At 42.1% G+C, this 14,277-nt stretch carries 12 protein-coding genes; 9 read left to right on the top strand and 3 right to left on the bottom strand.

From position 1 onward, the window contains the following. Positions 1-159 precede the first annotated feature (159 nt). The 3 genes from K245_RS0109810 to K245_RS0109795 all read left to right on the top strand — a co-directional run bounded on the left by K245_RS0109810 (position 160) and on the right by K245_RS0109795 (position 3,161). Positions 160-342 (top strand): hypothetical protein, encoded by a 183-nt coding sequence (locus tag K245_RS0109810; RefSeq protein ID WP_035276913.1) that lies wholly within the window; start codon positions 160-162, stop codon positions 340-342. Positions 343-705: 363 nt separating this feature from the next. Then, on the top strand, positions 706-1,173 hold the full coding sequence (locus K245_RS0109805) for a thioesterase family protein (RefSeq protein ID WP_027359150.1): 468 nt from the start codon (positions 706-708) through the stop codon (positions 1,171-1,173). An 872-nt stretch (positions 1,174-2,045) separates the two neighbouring features. Continuing rightward, positions 2,046-3,161 (top strand): DUF3617 domain-containing protein, encoded by a 1,116-nt coding sequence (locus K245_RS0109795; protein ID WP_027359148.1) that lies wholly within the window; start codon positions 2,046-2,048, stop codon positions 3,159-3,161. A 68-nt stretch (positions 3,162-3,229) separates the two neighbouring features. On the opposite strand, the gene K245_RS27700 is transcribed toward K245_RS0109795, so the two are convergent. The 3 genes from K245_RS27700 to polA form a co-directional block, all read right to left on the bottom strand. Continuing rightward, positions 3,230-3,385 (bottom strand): hypothetical protein, encoded by a 156-nt coding sequence (locus tag K245_RS27700; RefSeq protein WP_156906760.1) that lies wholly within the window; start codon positions 3,383-3,385, stop codon positions 3,230-3,232. A gap of 70 nt (positions 3,386-3,455) precedes the next feature. Next, positions 3,456-4,808, bottom strand: a complete 1,353-nt coding sequence (locus K245_RS0109785; RefSeq protein ID WP_035276912.1) for an acetyl-CoA hydrolase/transferase family protein — start codon at positions 4,806-4,808, stop codon at positions 3,456-3,458. Between the two features lie 506 nt (positions 4,809-5,314). Next, positions 5,315-7,990, bottom strand: coding sequence for a DNA polymerase I (gene polA / locus K245_RS0109780; RefSeq protein ID WP_027359146.1), 2,676 nt, complete (start codon positions 7,988-7,990; stop codon positions 5,315-5,317). A gap of 139 nt (positions 7,991-8,129) precedes the next feature. On the opposite strand from polA, the gene K245_RS0109775 reads away from it, so the two are divergent. The 6 genes from K245_RS0109775 to K245_RS0109745 all read left to right on the top strand — a co-directional run bounded on the left by K245_RS0109775 (position 8,130) and on the right by K245_RS0109745 (position 14,103). Then, a complete protein-coding gene (locus tag K245_RS0109775; protein WP_035276911.1) occupies positions 8,130-8,552 on the top strand; it encodes a CoA-binding protein in 423 nt (140 codons plus the stop codon). Next, the gene (locus K245_RS0109770; RefSeq protein ID WP_027359144.1) at positions 8,533-8,763 is read left to right on the top strand and encodes a hypothetical protein; all 231 of its coding nucleotides are present in this window, start codon (positions 8,533-8,535) and stop codon (positions 8,761-8,763) included. The genes K245_RS0109775 and K245_RS0109770 overlap by 20 nt, the downstream gene beginning before the upstream one ends. 480 nt (positions 8,764-9,243) lie before the next feature. Continuing rightward, positions 9,244-9,708, top strand: a complete 465-nt coding sequence (locus K245_RS0109760) for a MarR family winged helix-turn-helix transcriptional regulator (RefSeq protein ID WP_198013867.1) — start codon at positions 9,244-9,246, stop codon at positions 9,706-9,708. A 152-nt stretch (positions 9,709-9,860) separates the two neighbouring features. Continuing rightward, on the top strand, positions 9,861-11,129 hold the full coding sequence (locus K245_RS0109755; RefSeq protein ID WP_027359141.1) for a TolC family protein: 1,269 nt from the start codon (positions 9,861-9,863) through the stop codon (positions 11,127-11,129). Between the two features lie 100 nt (positions 11,130-11,229). Beyond that, positions 11,230-12,243, top strand: coding sequence for an HlyD family secretion protein (locus tag K245_RS23850; protein WP_035276910.1), 1,014 nt, complete (start codon positions 11,230-11,232; stop codon positions 12,241-12,243). A 309-nt stretch (positions 12,244-12,552) separates the two neighbouring features. Further along, on the top strand, positions 12,553-14,103 hold the full coding sequence (locus K245_RS0109745; protein WP_035276908.1) for a DHA2 family efflux MFS transporter permease subunit: 1,551 nt from the start codon (positions 12,553-12,555) through the stop codon (positions 14,101-14,103). Positions 14,104-14,277 lie beyond the last annotated feature (174 nt).

Genomic DNA, 14,277 nt, shown 5'->3' with positions numbered 1-14,277 from the left:
GGCTGATTTAAGTTGCTGAATAATCCAATTCCATTATTCTGTTTCATTATTTGGGGGAGTTTTTTTCAAAAACTTCACCTAAGAAATTAAACTAAAAAGTGATTTGTTCTTCATATTTCGATACTTAACCGTAATATAGCCTTTTTGTGGGAGGATTTTATGGCATCATCAATGGATGAGCAGGTTTTAAGGGCTGCCAAGGAAATAGTAGTTAAATTCATAGAGGTTGGGCGTGTGTCCCCGGCAGGTTTCGGCGAGTCTTTCAGAAATATATTCAACGCTATTGATTCGGCGGTGAAGGGTGAGGGAAAACCAGAGAGCCAGGAAAATACAGACAAATGATGTCTGTGTATTGACCGGTATCTGATCTTCCGGGCTTTTTTAAAGAGGTTTTTGTTTCTGTTAGGCGAATGAAATTAACTTATTGGTATTTTGACTAAAACGGTCACAGCCTCCTTGTATAATTTGCAAAGCCGAATAAAGTCAGGTTTCCGTCATTCAGTCGGGGCCTGCCTAAGTGAAAAGCGGGAGCCGGAATCCAGAAATATCTGGAAAGACACAGATGCCGGATAAAGTTGGTCATGACGCCGAAGCCATTTTATGACTTTTTGCGGGATCATCATAATTCAATATATAGTTCAAGATGCTTTGTTAACTATTGTCAGCATCTGTCTGGAACATAGACTGTGAATAAGGGACAGGGAAATGGATAGTTGCATAAATGATGAGGAATTTGTTTCTGCCATCAATGAATTATTCAACGAACAAATTCCATTTAATAAAATTCTGGGGCTTAAGGTTGAAACGATCAGTTATGAGCATGCAAAGGTTTCGATCCGCATGCGTGATGAACTGATGGGGCATTATAAGAGAGGGATGCTGCATGGCGGTGCCATATCAACTGTCATTGATGTTGCAGGCGGCCTGGCCTCATTCATGGGAGTTCAGCAAAAAATGCAGGGAGGGACTGTAGAAGGAAGGCTTGAGCGATTTGGCAGGGTCAGCACAATTGACATGCGTGTTGATTTTTTGCGTCCCGGTATTGGCGACTGGTTCGTAGCAACGGGATATGTGCTGAGAACTGGCAAGAAGATTGCTGTTACCAGGATTGAATTGCATAATGATAAGAATCAGCTGATTGCAGCTGGTACTGGTACATATATGGTGGCTTGATATAAGAGCCTATAAGCTTGGAAAATCTATTTTCTGCAACATTCTGCGGTTGTTCATGATGCTTAATTCGTAGTAAAAGTATATTATTTTAGTGACGTCGTTGTTGACTTTATCCCTGCCCGGATAATATAACCCTCTCACCTGAAAAAAATATGGCTATGTTACCTTATAAGTGTGGAAAGGCATTTTATAGAATAACATATATGATATTAATGCCTAAAAAAGCTCCGCAAATACTTTTAAATAACAAGAACTATGAATACTAAAATATGGTATCAGCTTGTTATTGTTGACAAGGTCGCAAAAAGTCCAATTTTCGTCTTTCCGGTGCAGGCCGGAATCCAGAAGTATCTTAAAATACACAGATGCCGAATCAAACCCGGCATGACACCATTGCCTTTTTTGAGTTTTTGCGACGCCATCTTGTTAAATATTCATAAAGCTTTTGAGGGGGGAGTTAAGTACTTTTTTACAAAAAGTTCCCCAGGATCAAGAACGACGAAAAGATTCATTTTTTCGGTTTCCCTCTAAGGGAAACATAGCCCAAAACATGGTTGTTTATGATCGTGCATCGCAGCTAAAGACCTCAAACCACCGGGCAGTATTTGATCCTTAGTCAGGTTCTTTCTAATTCCAGCCCCTGGTTTTAAAGAGACAATTTTGACAAGGTCGAAAAAACTCAGATTTCAGTCATTCCGGCGGGGCCTGTCCCTGTGAAAATCGGGAGTCGGAATCCTGAGAATCATCTGAAAATACAAAGATGCCGGATCAAGTCCGGCATGACGCAGGCACTTTTATTTGTCTTTTTGCAAGTTCGTTAGAATATGAAAAAGCTGTCGTTTTCCACATTTAAAACAAAACAAGGAGGCGTTATGAAAAAAAGAATGATTTTGTTATTTTTATGCTTTGTTCTGCCGGCTTTAACAGCTTATGCGGAATCGGATAATGACCGCAGAATTGACCAAAAATCTTCTGCGAGATCAGTTCCATCAGAAGATGTGGTTAATGTCACCCAGTTCAGTCTTTCGCCAGCCATACCTCCGCAGGTCGGTCTACCTTTGACAGTAAATGTAAGTGGTTCCTGCGCCAGTGGAAAAACAGTTTATTATAAATATTATTACTGCGCCAATTATGGATCCTCTTCCTATGATACGACACCCTGGACAGTTGTTAAGGAATATTCGACTGATAGCAGCGCCCAGTATTCATTTCCCCAGGCCGGCAATTATATATTGGTTGTAAGGGCGGTCGTTGATCCTAATAACGAACCAGATGCATTGCCCATAGTTGGCCAGGCTGTAACCGTTTCTGAATTGGGTCAGGTAAATATTACCGCATTATCCTCAAGCTCATCTACGCCAAGGGCAGGTGAGGAGGTCACATTCACAGCCTCGGCGTCAACTCTTACCGGAGCGCCTGTATACTACAGGTTCTATTACTGCCCGAATTACGGAACATCTTCCTATTCGACTTCGCCATGGACAATGGTTAAGGATTATTCCACCGCAAACTCCTGCAAGTTTGTCTTTCCATCTGCAGGCAGCTACGTGGTGGTTGCAAGGGCTGTCTCAGATCCGAACAGCGAACCTGCTGCTCTTCCGATTATAGGCACGGCTGTGTCTGTTGCCGAAAGCGGAAGCGGCGGACAAACGTCTGTTGATATGAATGACGGTATGTGGGAGATTACCACGACCATGCAGGGTGTTCCTGGTATGCCTCCTATTACAAGAACCACCACTCAATGCCTTACACAAAATGATTCCACTCCTGATACAGGAGATTCGACCTGTACTTCGACGACTCCTGTTGTAAACGGAAATACGATTACCTGGAGTTCTGTTTGCCAAAGTGAGGACTGCGGCCAGTCCACGTATAATGGAACAGTTACTTACAGTGGCGATACTTTTTCAGGAAATTTGACCATCGAAAGCAGTTGCGGCAATTATACCATCCAGATGAGCGGACGACGCATCGGCGCTTGCAGTTAATTTAGGCTGTTCGCAGGTCTTGCCGGTGGACACGCGGATTTTGACAGATATAGGAAGCAGAAAGTCTCCTAAATCTGAACCGTGACTATTTTGAGCCTGGGCGTAGCTATTTCAAAGCTCTGTTCCATTTTGAAATTCCCCATAGGGATGATCACGGCATAGAAATGTTTATAAGGAGAAGCCATGAGTATCATGGCTTCTCCTTCTTTTAAGAGGGAATACATGTTTTGGGCATTATTTCCTCTTTTGTGGGGAAAAGGCTTTGATGTTCATCAAAAGATGGAAGATGCGCTCTTATTCTCCGTCCTTTTTATTGCTGCTTACCCATATATTCATTTTTTCAGCTTCTTTTATAAGGTTATCCCTGAAATCAGGATGGGCAATGCTGATAAGAGCCTCGGCTCTTTTCCAGGTGGATTTTCCTTTAAGCTGAACTATTCCGAATTCTGTGGCAACATACTGAACTATTGATCTCGGAAGGGTGACGATTGATCCTGGGGTCAGAGTCGGCACAATACGGGATTTCAAATTGCCGTTCTTGTCCGTATATGTTGAGTTGATTCCGATTATTCCTTTGCCGCCCTTGGATCCGAAAGCCCCGAATATGAAGTCAAACTGGCCGCCTGTACCTGATATATGTCTTGTTCCTGCTGATTCCGAGCAGACCTGGCTAAAAAGATCCACTTCAATAGCGTTGTTTACAGCTACAACCTTTTCATTGATTGCGATTATCTTGGGGTCATTTGTATAGCTTACCGGATATGACGCGCATGTCGGGTTGTGATGCAGGAAGTCGTAGAGTTTGTTTGTGCCGAGTGCAAAGGTGTAGGTCATCTTGTATTTGTCTATATTTTTTTTGGCTCCGGTAACTCTTCCTGCTGTGTATAGATCTACAAATGAATCCACAAGCATTTCTGTATGAATCCCGATATCCTTTAAATCGCTGTCCGCAATCATGCCGCCTATTACATTAGGTAGTCCGCCAATCCCAAGCTGAAGACAGGCACCATCTTCAATCTCTTTCATTATATGTTCCGCGATCTGTACTTCTGTATCAGTGGATTTTGAAGGAGGAAGCTGGGGCATTGGATTATGGTTGCCCTCAACAATATAATTCACCCTGGAAATATGTATGGATTCCTGATTTCCGCCAAGACAGTGAGGTATGTTTCTGTTAACCTCAAGAATAATCTTTTTGCTTTTGTTGATCACTCCAGATGTTATGGAATTTGACAGTCCAAAGTTGAAATAACCCCTCGGATCCATAGGGCTGACAGCAATAAATGCGACATCGTAGTCTATGTATTTTTTTACAACCCTTGGCCCCTGATGATAGGTGAAGGGAATGTAATTGCATAATCCCTTGTCGTGCAGTTTTCTTGAAGTCCCCCCAAAATGCCAGTCATTGAATATCACTTTTTTTCTTTCAGGGTCAGCCTCAACAACCTTTGGAACCCTTGTGACACAAATGCTTGAAACTTCTATGCCATCGAGTTCATCCAGTCTTTTGGCAAGCGCAGCATCGAGTGCCTCGGGAAAAAGAGCAAATTCACTATAGAAGATATTGTCGCCTGATTTTACGATTTTAGCCGCTTCATCAGGAGTAATCAGTTTTTGCTGATACTGCCAACTGTCCAAAACTTTCATGTGATCACCTATTTGATTTAAATCAATAAGTTATTATGAAAAAAAGAAATATTTATATATTGATATAGTAGAATGGTTCTATATTTCTAATGCCTATAAAAATCAAATGTTTTATTAACTTACTGATAATTAAGATGTTTTTTATTACTAAAAGATAATATATAGATAAACAATTTGACGTAGCTTAAGTATTGATTAGTAATAGGAACTTGGTTTCTCTTTTTTGGTTGCATTCAGGAATGGTGTTTTTGATTATGGAACATAAATCAGTGGGGAAATCGTCTCTCAATAAAACAGAATAGACTGATTAAATTGGACAGTTTGTGATGAAAGATCAGTAAGAATCCCAATATTGGCAAGACCGCAAGAAGTCTTATTTCCGTCATTCCGGCGCATACCGGAATTCAGAATTAGCTGAAATTAAGGGATGGCGGATAAAGTCCGTCATGACGCCGTTGCCATTTTTTGAGTTTTTGCGACACCACCAGTATTATGTGAATGTCTCGCTAATGAGCCTCTGCCCAGCTTTTGCCAGTACTGATATTGACTTTTAACGGCACTTTCAGGTCAAATACAGTTTCCATAATTTCTGCAATAAGCTTCAGGGCTGTTTCTGTTTCTTCCGGAGGGGATTCGAATAAAAGTTCGTCATGAACTGTCAGAAGCATTGTTGTCTTCAGGCCCTTTTCCTTGAGCATACGATCCATGTTGATCATGGCGATTTTTATAAGATCTGCCGAGCTTCCCTGAATTATGGTGTTTATGGCAGCTCTTTCAGCCATGGCGCGGATATTTTTGTTGCTGCTGTTTATGTCCGGGAATTTTCTTATTCTGCCTGATATTGTTCTTATTTTCCCGGTTTCCCTGACAAGAGCTGTGTTGGTGTCAATGAATTCCCTGACCTTTTTATATCTCGCAAAATAATGCTCGATATAGGTTGCGGCCATTTTCTGGCTTATTCCGAGTTCCTTTGAAAGCTTGAAAGCGCCCATTCCGTATATTATTCCGAAATTTATGGCTTTTGCCTGCTGCCTAAGTTCAGGTGTCATCATTTCAGGGAAAACCTGAAACACTTCGGCAGCTGTCCTTGAATGGATGTCCTCTTCTTTTTCAAAAGCCTCTATGAGAATTTCGTCACCTGATAGATGGGCCAGCATTCTTAGTTCTATCTGGGAATAGTCAGCCGAGATGAATGTCCAGCCTTCTCTTGGAATAAATGCTTCCCTGATTTTTTTGCCGTCCTCGCCCCTTATCGGGATATTCTGAAGATTTGGCTCAGAGCTGCTGAGCCTGCCTGTGGCTGCGGCTGTCTGGTTGAATGATGTGTGAATCCTGCCGGTTTCAGGGAGCATTATTTCAAGAAGAGCTGAAATATATGTTGATTTCAGTTTGCTGAGGGTTCTGTGTCTGAGGATTTGTTTTGGGAGATCATGATACTCAGAAAGAATTTCAAGAACATCAGCGTCTGTTGAAAAGCCCGTCTTTTTTACGGTTTTTTTCTGTACAGGAAGCTTGAGCCTTTCAAAAAGAATTTCTCCAAGCTGCTGGCTGGATTTGATATTGAATTCAGATCCTGCAAGTTCGTATATTGTTTCTTCCAGGGCAGAAAGTTCTGTCCCCATTTCAAGACCAAGGGATTCAAGCCTGTCCGTGTCTATTCTTATCCCTTTTTTTTCCATGTCTTTAAGGACAGGGAGGAGGTTCATTTCGATATTTTCAAAAAGCGGGACAAGATCATCTTTTTCCATCAGAGGTTTTAATTTGTTTCTAAGCATGAATGTTGCCCATGCATCTTCGCAAGCGTATGGAACAGCCTTGTCAAGATGAACCTTTGAGAAAAGAATCTGGCTTTTGCCTTTGCCAGCCACTTCTTCAAAAGTGATGTTTTTATGATTGAGATAATCGAGGCTCAGCTGGTCAAGCCCGTGAGATCTGCTGTCAGGGCTTATCAGATAAGACGCGACCATTGTATCAAAGATTGGCCCAGCAAGTTCGAACCCATGGCGTTCAAGAATAATGAGATCATATTTGATGTTCTGTCCCGTCTTTCTTAAAGAAGGATCAGTCAATATTGGGGTGATAATATTCTTGATGGTTTCTATGGACATCTGTTTGGGAGCGTCTTCATAATCATGACCGCAAGGGATGTAGTAGGCCTTCTCATCTGAAAAACCCAAAGATATGCCCACAAGATCCGCAATCATGGGATTTGTGGAGGTCGTTTCAGTATCAATCGCAAACTCTCCGGCCTTTTTAATCTCTTCTACAATTTCTGTAAGGCTTTTTTCGTCGTTTATCAGAATCCATTCAGTCTCAACAGATTCGGCAACGGAATGGAATGTCTGATGGAGCTGCCTGAATTCCAGCTCCTTGAAAATTTCAGCAAGTTCTGATTTATTCGCCTCGGCCAGGATAAAGCTTTCTATATCTGAACTGACGGGGACTTCAGTGTCGATGGTGACAAGTTTTCTGCTTAAAAAAGCTTTGTCTTTGTTATTTATAAGGCCTTCCTTTGATTTTTTGCCTGAAACCTTGTCTATCTTTTCATATATGGTCTCAAGATCCCCGAATTCCTTGATCAGATTGAGAGCTGTCTTCATGCCTATCCCCGGAACTCCGGGAATATTGTCGGACGTGTCACCAGCAAGGCCCATAGCCTCAATTATTTTATCTGGCTCTACTCCGAATTTCTCCCGAACTGAGGCAAGGTCAATGGTTTCCTCTTTCATGGGGTCCCATATGATGGTTTGTTCTGAAACGAGCTGGACAAAATCCTTGTCTCCGGTGACAAGCACAACATTATAACCATCTGCCTCGGCTTTTTTTGCGAGGGTTCCGGCAAGGTCATCAGCCTCAAATCCCTGCATCTCGAGGATCGGGAATCCAAGGAGTGCAGATATTTCTTTGATTTTTGGGATCTGCATCACAAGTTCTTCTGGCGCAGGCGGCCTGTTTGCCTTATATTCCGGATATAATTCATGTCTGAAATTGGGGCCTTTTGTATCAAAAAGCATTACCGCCTTTTCCGGTTTTCTGTCTTCAACAAGTTTCAGAATGGTTCTTGTGAATCCGAAAATGGCGTTTGTGGGGAAACCGGATGATGCCCTGAGTTCTCTAATGGCATGATATGCTCTGTAAATATAAGCTGTTCCGTCGATTATATAGAATGTTTTTTCAGTCACCGGATTTCCGCCTTGTTGGATGATTGTGGTGTCATGTTCAGTTCAAAAAATTGACATGACAATAATGTTGAATTACAAGTTGGAAAACTAATACCATTTAGTCTTTAATGTGGCAAGCAGCTTGCCTGAAGGAGACGTTATGAAAAAGGGTGAAATAATTACAAGTCCGGACAGGATCAAAAAAATAATTGAGGATGCCAAAACAGTTGCGATTGTCGGCATAAGTCCAAAGCAGGACAGGGATTCTTTCATAGTCGCAAGGTTTCTTCAGAATCACGGATTCAGGATCATTCCTGTCAGGCCTGAGAATATCGAGATTCTTGGAGAAAGGACAATTCCGAATGCGGCTGAAATTACAGAACAGGTTGATGTTCTTGATATTTTCAGAAGTTCTGATCAGGTGATGGAGCATGTTGAAGAGGCCATCAAGCTTAAGCCCAGGGTTTTCTGGATGCAGCTCGGAGTCGAAAACATGGCTGCAGCAGAGAAGCTTGTAGCGGCTGGCATTGACGTAATAATGAACAAATGTATCAAGATTGAATATGCAAAATACTTCGGATAACAAAAAATTGTCCTACAGGGAAAAAAAAGAAAGACAAAAGACAAGATCGTGTCACTGCTGCAAGGTGATATCCTCTTTCAGCTGGTATTGCAGATGCGGTTTTACCATTTGCCAGGATTGCATGAAGGAAACCGCATGGGGACTTTCATGCAACGGCATTACATGGGTTTGCCCTGACTGCGGTGAGCAGAATGGGTATGGAAACCAGTGAAATATTTGAGACTTTTTAAAAAAGATGATTATTGTATGATTAAATTGCCGTAAATAAGGCCAATTAGTAGGTCGGATTAGAGCGTTTTTGCTCGTAATCCGACACCATAATTTTTATTTTAGAATTTGGATTTTTGATTGATTGTAGCAGATCAGTATTTCATAAATCTGAAAATACCTCAGCCGGGTCGCTTTTTGGAAAAAAGCTCGGCAAAAACTTTATGGATTTTTTTAGAAACAAATTTGTCCCCTTCGATTTATCTGCAAATCATAAAGCAACTGAATGATGTAATTTCCAGAATTATTCATGATAATGTCGCAAAAAGTTCAATTCCTGTCATTCCGGCGAAGGCTTGAGTCTATAAGTAATTTAAATTATTGGATACCTGATTAAGTCCGGCATGACGTCGATGCTTTTTTTGGACTTTTTGCGAGGCCATCATTCATTAGTCTCTATTTTTTTATGTTGACAATGATTGTCATGACAATTTATTCATATGCAATGAATAATGAAAATGACAAAAAGTTTGATCTGGATAGATCCCCCGGTTTTGTAATCTGCATGACCGCACTCCGTTTTAAAGGGCAGATGAGCAGGCGCCTTAAGTCCTTTGATGTCACCCCTGAGCAGTGGGGTGTCATTGCAATGCTTTGGGATGAGGATGGAATCACCCAGAAAGAGCTGTCATCAAGGCTTTACAAAGACCAGCCAAATACCACTAGAATTCTTGACAAGCTTGAAAGCAAAGGCCTTATCAAAAGGGTAGATAATGCCGAGGACAGGCGGGCTTTTTTGATATATCTCACAGAAGAAGGCAGGAAAATGCGCGACTGTCTTTATCCCTTTGTCCTTAATCTAAGGGATGACACGTGGAAGGGTTTCAGCGAGGAAGAAATGTCCCTTTTTATGGGAATGCTCGATAGAATCTGGGCTAATCTGGAATAGAATTTCACAAAAAAAATTTACCTTTAAACTTGTCATGACAATCATTGTCTATGTTAAGTTAAAGGCTTTTTTCTGGCATGAAATGGTTTTTAGCAGCTTGTTTTGAACGTGGTTCATGGATGTGTTCCTGTTTATTAAATCGGAGAATTGAAATGAAAAAAATACTGACCCTGGCGATTTTACATCTGATGATTTTTCCCTTTTCCGCAAATGCAGAAAAACTCAATCTTTCCTCATGTCTTAAAGCCGCATCTGAAAACAATCCATCCCTGAAAGTTGTTGCCTATAACGAAAGTATTGCGGATGACGAAATCGGGATTGCAGGCAGCACATACCTTCCCAGGGTAGATATGCAGAGTGCTTACACTGTCCAGAACGAAGCCCAGTCAATTAAGGTCGGCCCAATGGGACTCGATATGCAGGAGCCAAGATATGCTTCTGGAAGCGTATCCATGACCCAGGTACTTTATGATTTCGGAAGAACTGATTCGAGAAAAAAACGCGCCGAAGCTTTAAAGGATGCCGCTGCCTTCGGTTATAAATCAAAGGAACAGGATCTGTTTATAAAGGTAGTTGAGTCTTACTACGGCATACTTGAGTCCGAAAAAGTTCTTAAAGCAGCTGATCAGGAAATTATTCAGATGGAGCAGCATTTGAAGATAGCAAAAACCCTTTATGAACAGGGAGTAGCTACAAAAAATGATGTGCTCCAGGCAGATGTTCAGCTTGCCAATAGCAGACAAAGAAGGCTTTCTGTCGTAAATAGACATGAAAACAGATGGTTGCAGATGAATTTTCTTACAGGGAGTGATTCTGGTCGTAGGGGCGAGCTGGAAGAGGATCCGATGCGTCCTGGTAAAACTGTATCTGATCCTGCTGACGCTGATTTCTCAAAGCATTCCGAAATCATGGCCATGAAAAGTATGATTGAGGCTGACAGACGATCAGTAGAGGAGAGCAGAGCCCATTACAAACCTGAAGTATTTGGCCGTCTTCAGGCTGATTATTTGCAGAACAAGGAAGTGGAGGAGCAGGGGATTCTTTCAGCTTCTGTGGGAATGAAAGTTAATCTTTTTGATGGTTACGCAACAACCTCAAGAACCAGCCAGGCTTTAAAGAATCTGCTCAAACATGAGGAAGCCCTGAGGGAGCTTCAAAAACGTCTGAGACTTGAATATCAGACAGCCGTCAATGATTCAAAGGTTGCGGATAAAAGAATTGATGCAATATCGAGGGCAATTGCGCAGGGAGAGGAGAATCTTCGAATTAACGTAAATAAATATAAGGAACAGGCAGGCACAGCCACAAATGTGCTCGATGCCCAGACCCTTTTAACCAATACGAGAACTGAATATTACAGGGCCTTATTTGATAAGGAAATTGCTTTGGCAAGGATCAAAAAAGCCACTGGGAATCTGTAAAATTAAAACAAATGATCATCACAATGGATTTTCAAAAAATTGTCGGATGATCTCAGAATACTTTTGAATGTTGAAAAGTCAAAAAAAGGTGGAGGTAATCATGCTGGATAAAAACGGGCTGGATAAAAACGGAAAAGCAGGCGTCATTTTTTTAGTATTGATAATAGTTGGATGTTCAGGCGGGATCTGGTGGTGGACATACAGCCGAAACCGTGTAAGCACGGACGATGCTTTTGTCGACAGTCATTCATTTACCGTTTCCCCGCGTGTTCCTGGAAGGGTTTTGGATGTTTTTGTGAATGACAACAGACAAGTAAAAAAAGGTGAGTTGCTTCTGGCCCTCGATCCTTCTGATTATGAGGTTCAGGTCAAGGAAGCTGAGGCAAGTCTGCTCATGGCCAAAAACGAGACATCTGGTGAATACGCCCAGATTGAAGTCGCAAAGGCAGGCGTTGATCAGGCAAAAGTTGCATTTGAACAGGCCAGGCTTGATTTAAAACGTGGGCAGTCATTGTATGAAAAGGAAGTTATCCCAAAGGAACAGCTTGACAGGCTTTCTACAGCTTGCAAAGTGGCAGAGGCTAAGGTTGATGAAATCCAGGGACGCCTGAACAGGGAAGAGGCCAATCTGGGACTTGCAAAAAACGGAAGCAAAGAAGCCAAAATTGCCCAGAGAGAGGCAAAGCTCGCCCAGGCCAAGCTTAATCTTTCACACACAAAGATTTATGCCACATCAGATGGATACATAACAAAAAAGACTGTTGAGCCAGGTAATTTTGTTCAGCCAGGGCAGGCTCTCATGAGCATTGTTGATCTTGGCAATATCTGGATTACCGCAAACTTCAAGGAAAGCCAGCTTACAGATGTCAAGCCTGGACAAAATGTCGAATTTGAAGTCGATACTTTTCCTGGGAAGAGATTCAAAGGTAAGGTTGATAGCCTGATGGCAGGCACGGGATCTGCGTTTGCCCTCCTTCCTCCTGAAAACGCGTCAGGGAATTTTGTAAAGGTTGTTCAGAGAATCCCGGTTAAAATAGTCATAGATTCAGCGGCCCAGACCGAGCATATCCTAAGGGTCGGTATGAGCGTTGTTCCTACAATACTTACGAGATAGGTTGATGCCATGGCCTGTTATGTTGCTTTGGATGATTTGTTTTTTGCGGGGAACTTTTTTAGACCATCAATTATCCATGAGTTTTTTGCGGAGCTTTTTTCCAAAAAAGCGACCCGCCGGAGGCACACGAATCTGGTGCGCAAGCCTTAGAGCTTGAGCACCCTACGAATCGGCTTTTTTTACGGCGATTTAACCATACAAGGCACATGATTTTTGAAATATTGGTCCGGCTACATCAATCATGAAACCAAAGTCTAAAATTAAAAATCGGATTAAACGCAATCTTTATGATTCTTATCAGGGGCTGTAATGAATAGTATTTCTCCGAACAAGTGGATGATAACCATCACAGTAATGCTTGCGACAATGATGAATGCCATTGATACAAGCATTGTCAATGTTGCCCTGCCATATATGAGGGGGAATCTTGGAGCATCAGTTGAAGAAATTACATGGGTTTCCACTGGGTTTATCCTTTCCAATGTTATAATTATGCCGATCATCGCTTTGCTCAGTGCCAGATTCGGACGCAGAAATTTCTATTTTTTTTCGGTTTCCCTTTTTACATTAACTTCACTGCTTTGCGGACTGGCAGGAAGTCTTCATTCCCTCGTTTTTTTCAGAGTTTTGCAGGGAATAGGCGGAGGTGCGATCACTCCGCTTTCCCAGGCAATTCTCAGGGAAAACTTCAAACCAGAAGAGCAGGGGACAGCGATGGGGATTTTTGGCCTTGGGGTGATTTTGGGCCCTGCATTTGGCCCAACGCTTGGCGGATGGCTCACTGACCATTATTCATGGCCCTGGATTTTTTACATCAATATTCCGCTTGGAATTATTAATCTTATCATGGTTATCCGTTACCTTGAAGATCCGCCTTATCTTGTCAGGGAAAAAGGGAAAATTGACTGGCCAGGTCTTGGATTTATGGTAATAGGGCTTGGAGCGCTTCAGCTCATGCTTGAAAAAGGGCAGGAAAAGGACTGGTTCAGCTCAAGATTCATAATCTGGCTTGCGATAATATCCATTTCAGGACTTTTGCTTTTTGTCAGGAGAGAACTTACCACGGAAAAACCGGCTGTTGATCTGAGACTTCTTAAAAATTTTTCCTTTGCTTCAGGAACTGTTATCGGTGGAGCTCTTGGCATGGGACTATACGCCAGTCTCTTTCTTCTGCCAATGTTTCTTCAACAGCTGCTTGGGTATCCAGCTTATGATTCCGGCCTGATAATAATGCCGAGAGCCCTTGCCATGGCTTTTGCCATGCCGCTTGGCGGGAGGCTTTATAACAAGATTGGCCCCAAACCCCTTATAATAACAGGTCTTTTAATAAGTGCTGTCGCTTTTGGGCAAATGGCTTTTCTGACTACTGACACAACATTCGGGGTACTTTTGTTGCCGCAAATCTTTCAGGGATTTGGGCTTGGACTTGCTTTTGTTGCCGTCAGTACTGTAACCCTTTCGACTGTTTTAAGAGAGCAGATGACAGCTGCAACAGGCCTTTACAATGTTGTGCGTCAGGTCTGCGGAAGTATTGGAATAGCCCTTTCAGCTACTTTTCTGACAAGGGGGTATATGACCAGCAGGACACATTTGATGGAAAACATTTCAGCTTACAGTACAGAGTCCACAAAATGGATTGCTGGTATCAGGCAATTGATGATTTCAAAAGGCACGGACGTTGTCACTGCAAATCAGCAGGCCATAAAAGTATTGGGCAGATTTGTGGATAAGCACTCATATATGCTTTCTTTCAACAGAGTCTATTTCCTGGTTTCACTTCTTTTTGTCATAACCATCCCTCTTGTATTTCTGCTCAGAACAGCAGGGAAAAGCGCTGTCGAGGATGTGCCTCTTGAGTAAACGGTTTTGGGATGTGATACCAATTCCAAATCAAAGCGCTATATATGTTGGCATCGTCATCAGCTCCTCAACGTACAAACCACGTACGTTTGAGTTGCTTCCTCCTTGCCGCCTTGATTTCATCTTTGGTTTGAAAATGGTATGAGACCTGTGATTTACTAATTTATATGAAAA

Source organism: Desulforegula conservatrix Mb1Pa, from assembly GCF_000426225.1.
Classification (GTDB): Bacteria; Desulfobacterota; Desulfobacteria; order Desulfobacterales; family Desulforegulaceae; genus Desulforegula; species Desulforegula conservatrix.
This window is presented reverse-complemented; position numbering and strand designations above follow the sequence as displayed.

Coding starts and splice junctions, on each gene's coding strand:
- K245_RS0109805 (WP_027359150.1), top strand. CDS start 706: ATGGATAGTTGCATAAATGATGAGGAATTTGTTTCTGCCATCAATGAA.
- K245_RS0109755 (WP_027359141.1), top strand. CDS start 9,861: ATGAAAAAAATACTGACCCTGGCGATTTTACATCTGATGATTTTTCCC.
- K245_RS0109795 (WP_027359148.1), top strand. CDS start 2,046: ATGAAAAAAAGAATGATTTTGTTATTTTTATGCTTTGTTCTGCCGGCT.
- K245_RS27700 (WP_156906760.1), bottom strand. CDS start 3,385: ATGTATTCCCTCTTAAAAGAAGGAGAAGCCATGATACTCATGGCTTCT.
- K245_RS0109785 (WP_035276912.1), bottom strand. CDS start 4,808: ATGAAAGTTTTGGACAGTTGGCAGTATCAGCAAAAACTGATTACTCCT.
- K245_RS0109775 (WP_035276911.1), top strand. CDS start 8,130: ATGAAAAAGGGTGAAATAATTACAAGTCCGGACAGGATCAAAAAAATA.
- K245_RS23850 (WP_035276910.1), top strand. CDS start 11,230: ATGCTGGATAAAAACGGGCTGGATAAAAACGGAAAAGCAGGCGTCATT.
- K245_RS0109745 (WP_035276908.1), top strand. CDS start 12,553: ATGAATAGTATTTCTCCGAACAAGTGGATGATAACCATCACAGTAATG.
- K245_RS0109770 (WP_027359144.1), top strand. CDS start 8,533: ATGCAAAATACTTCGGATAACAAAAAATTGTCCTACAGGGAAAAAAAA.
- K245_RS0109810 (WP_035276913.1), top strand. CDS start 160: ATGGCATCATCAATGGATGAGCAGGTTTTAAGGGCTGCCAAGGAAATA.
- K245_RS0109760 (WP_198013867.1), top strand. CDS start 9,244: ATGACAATTTATTCATATGCAATGAATAATGAAAATGACAAAAAGTTT.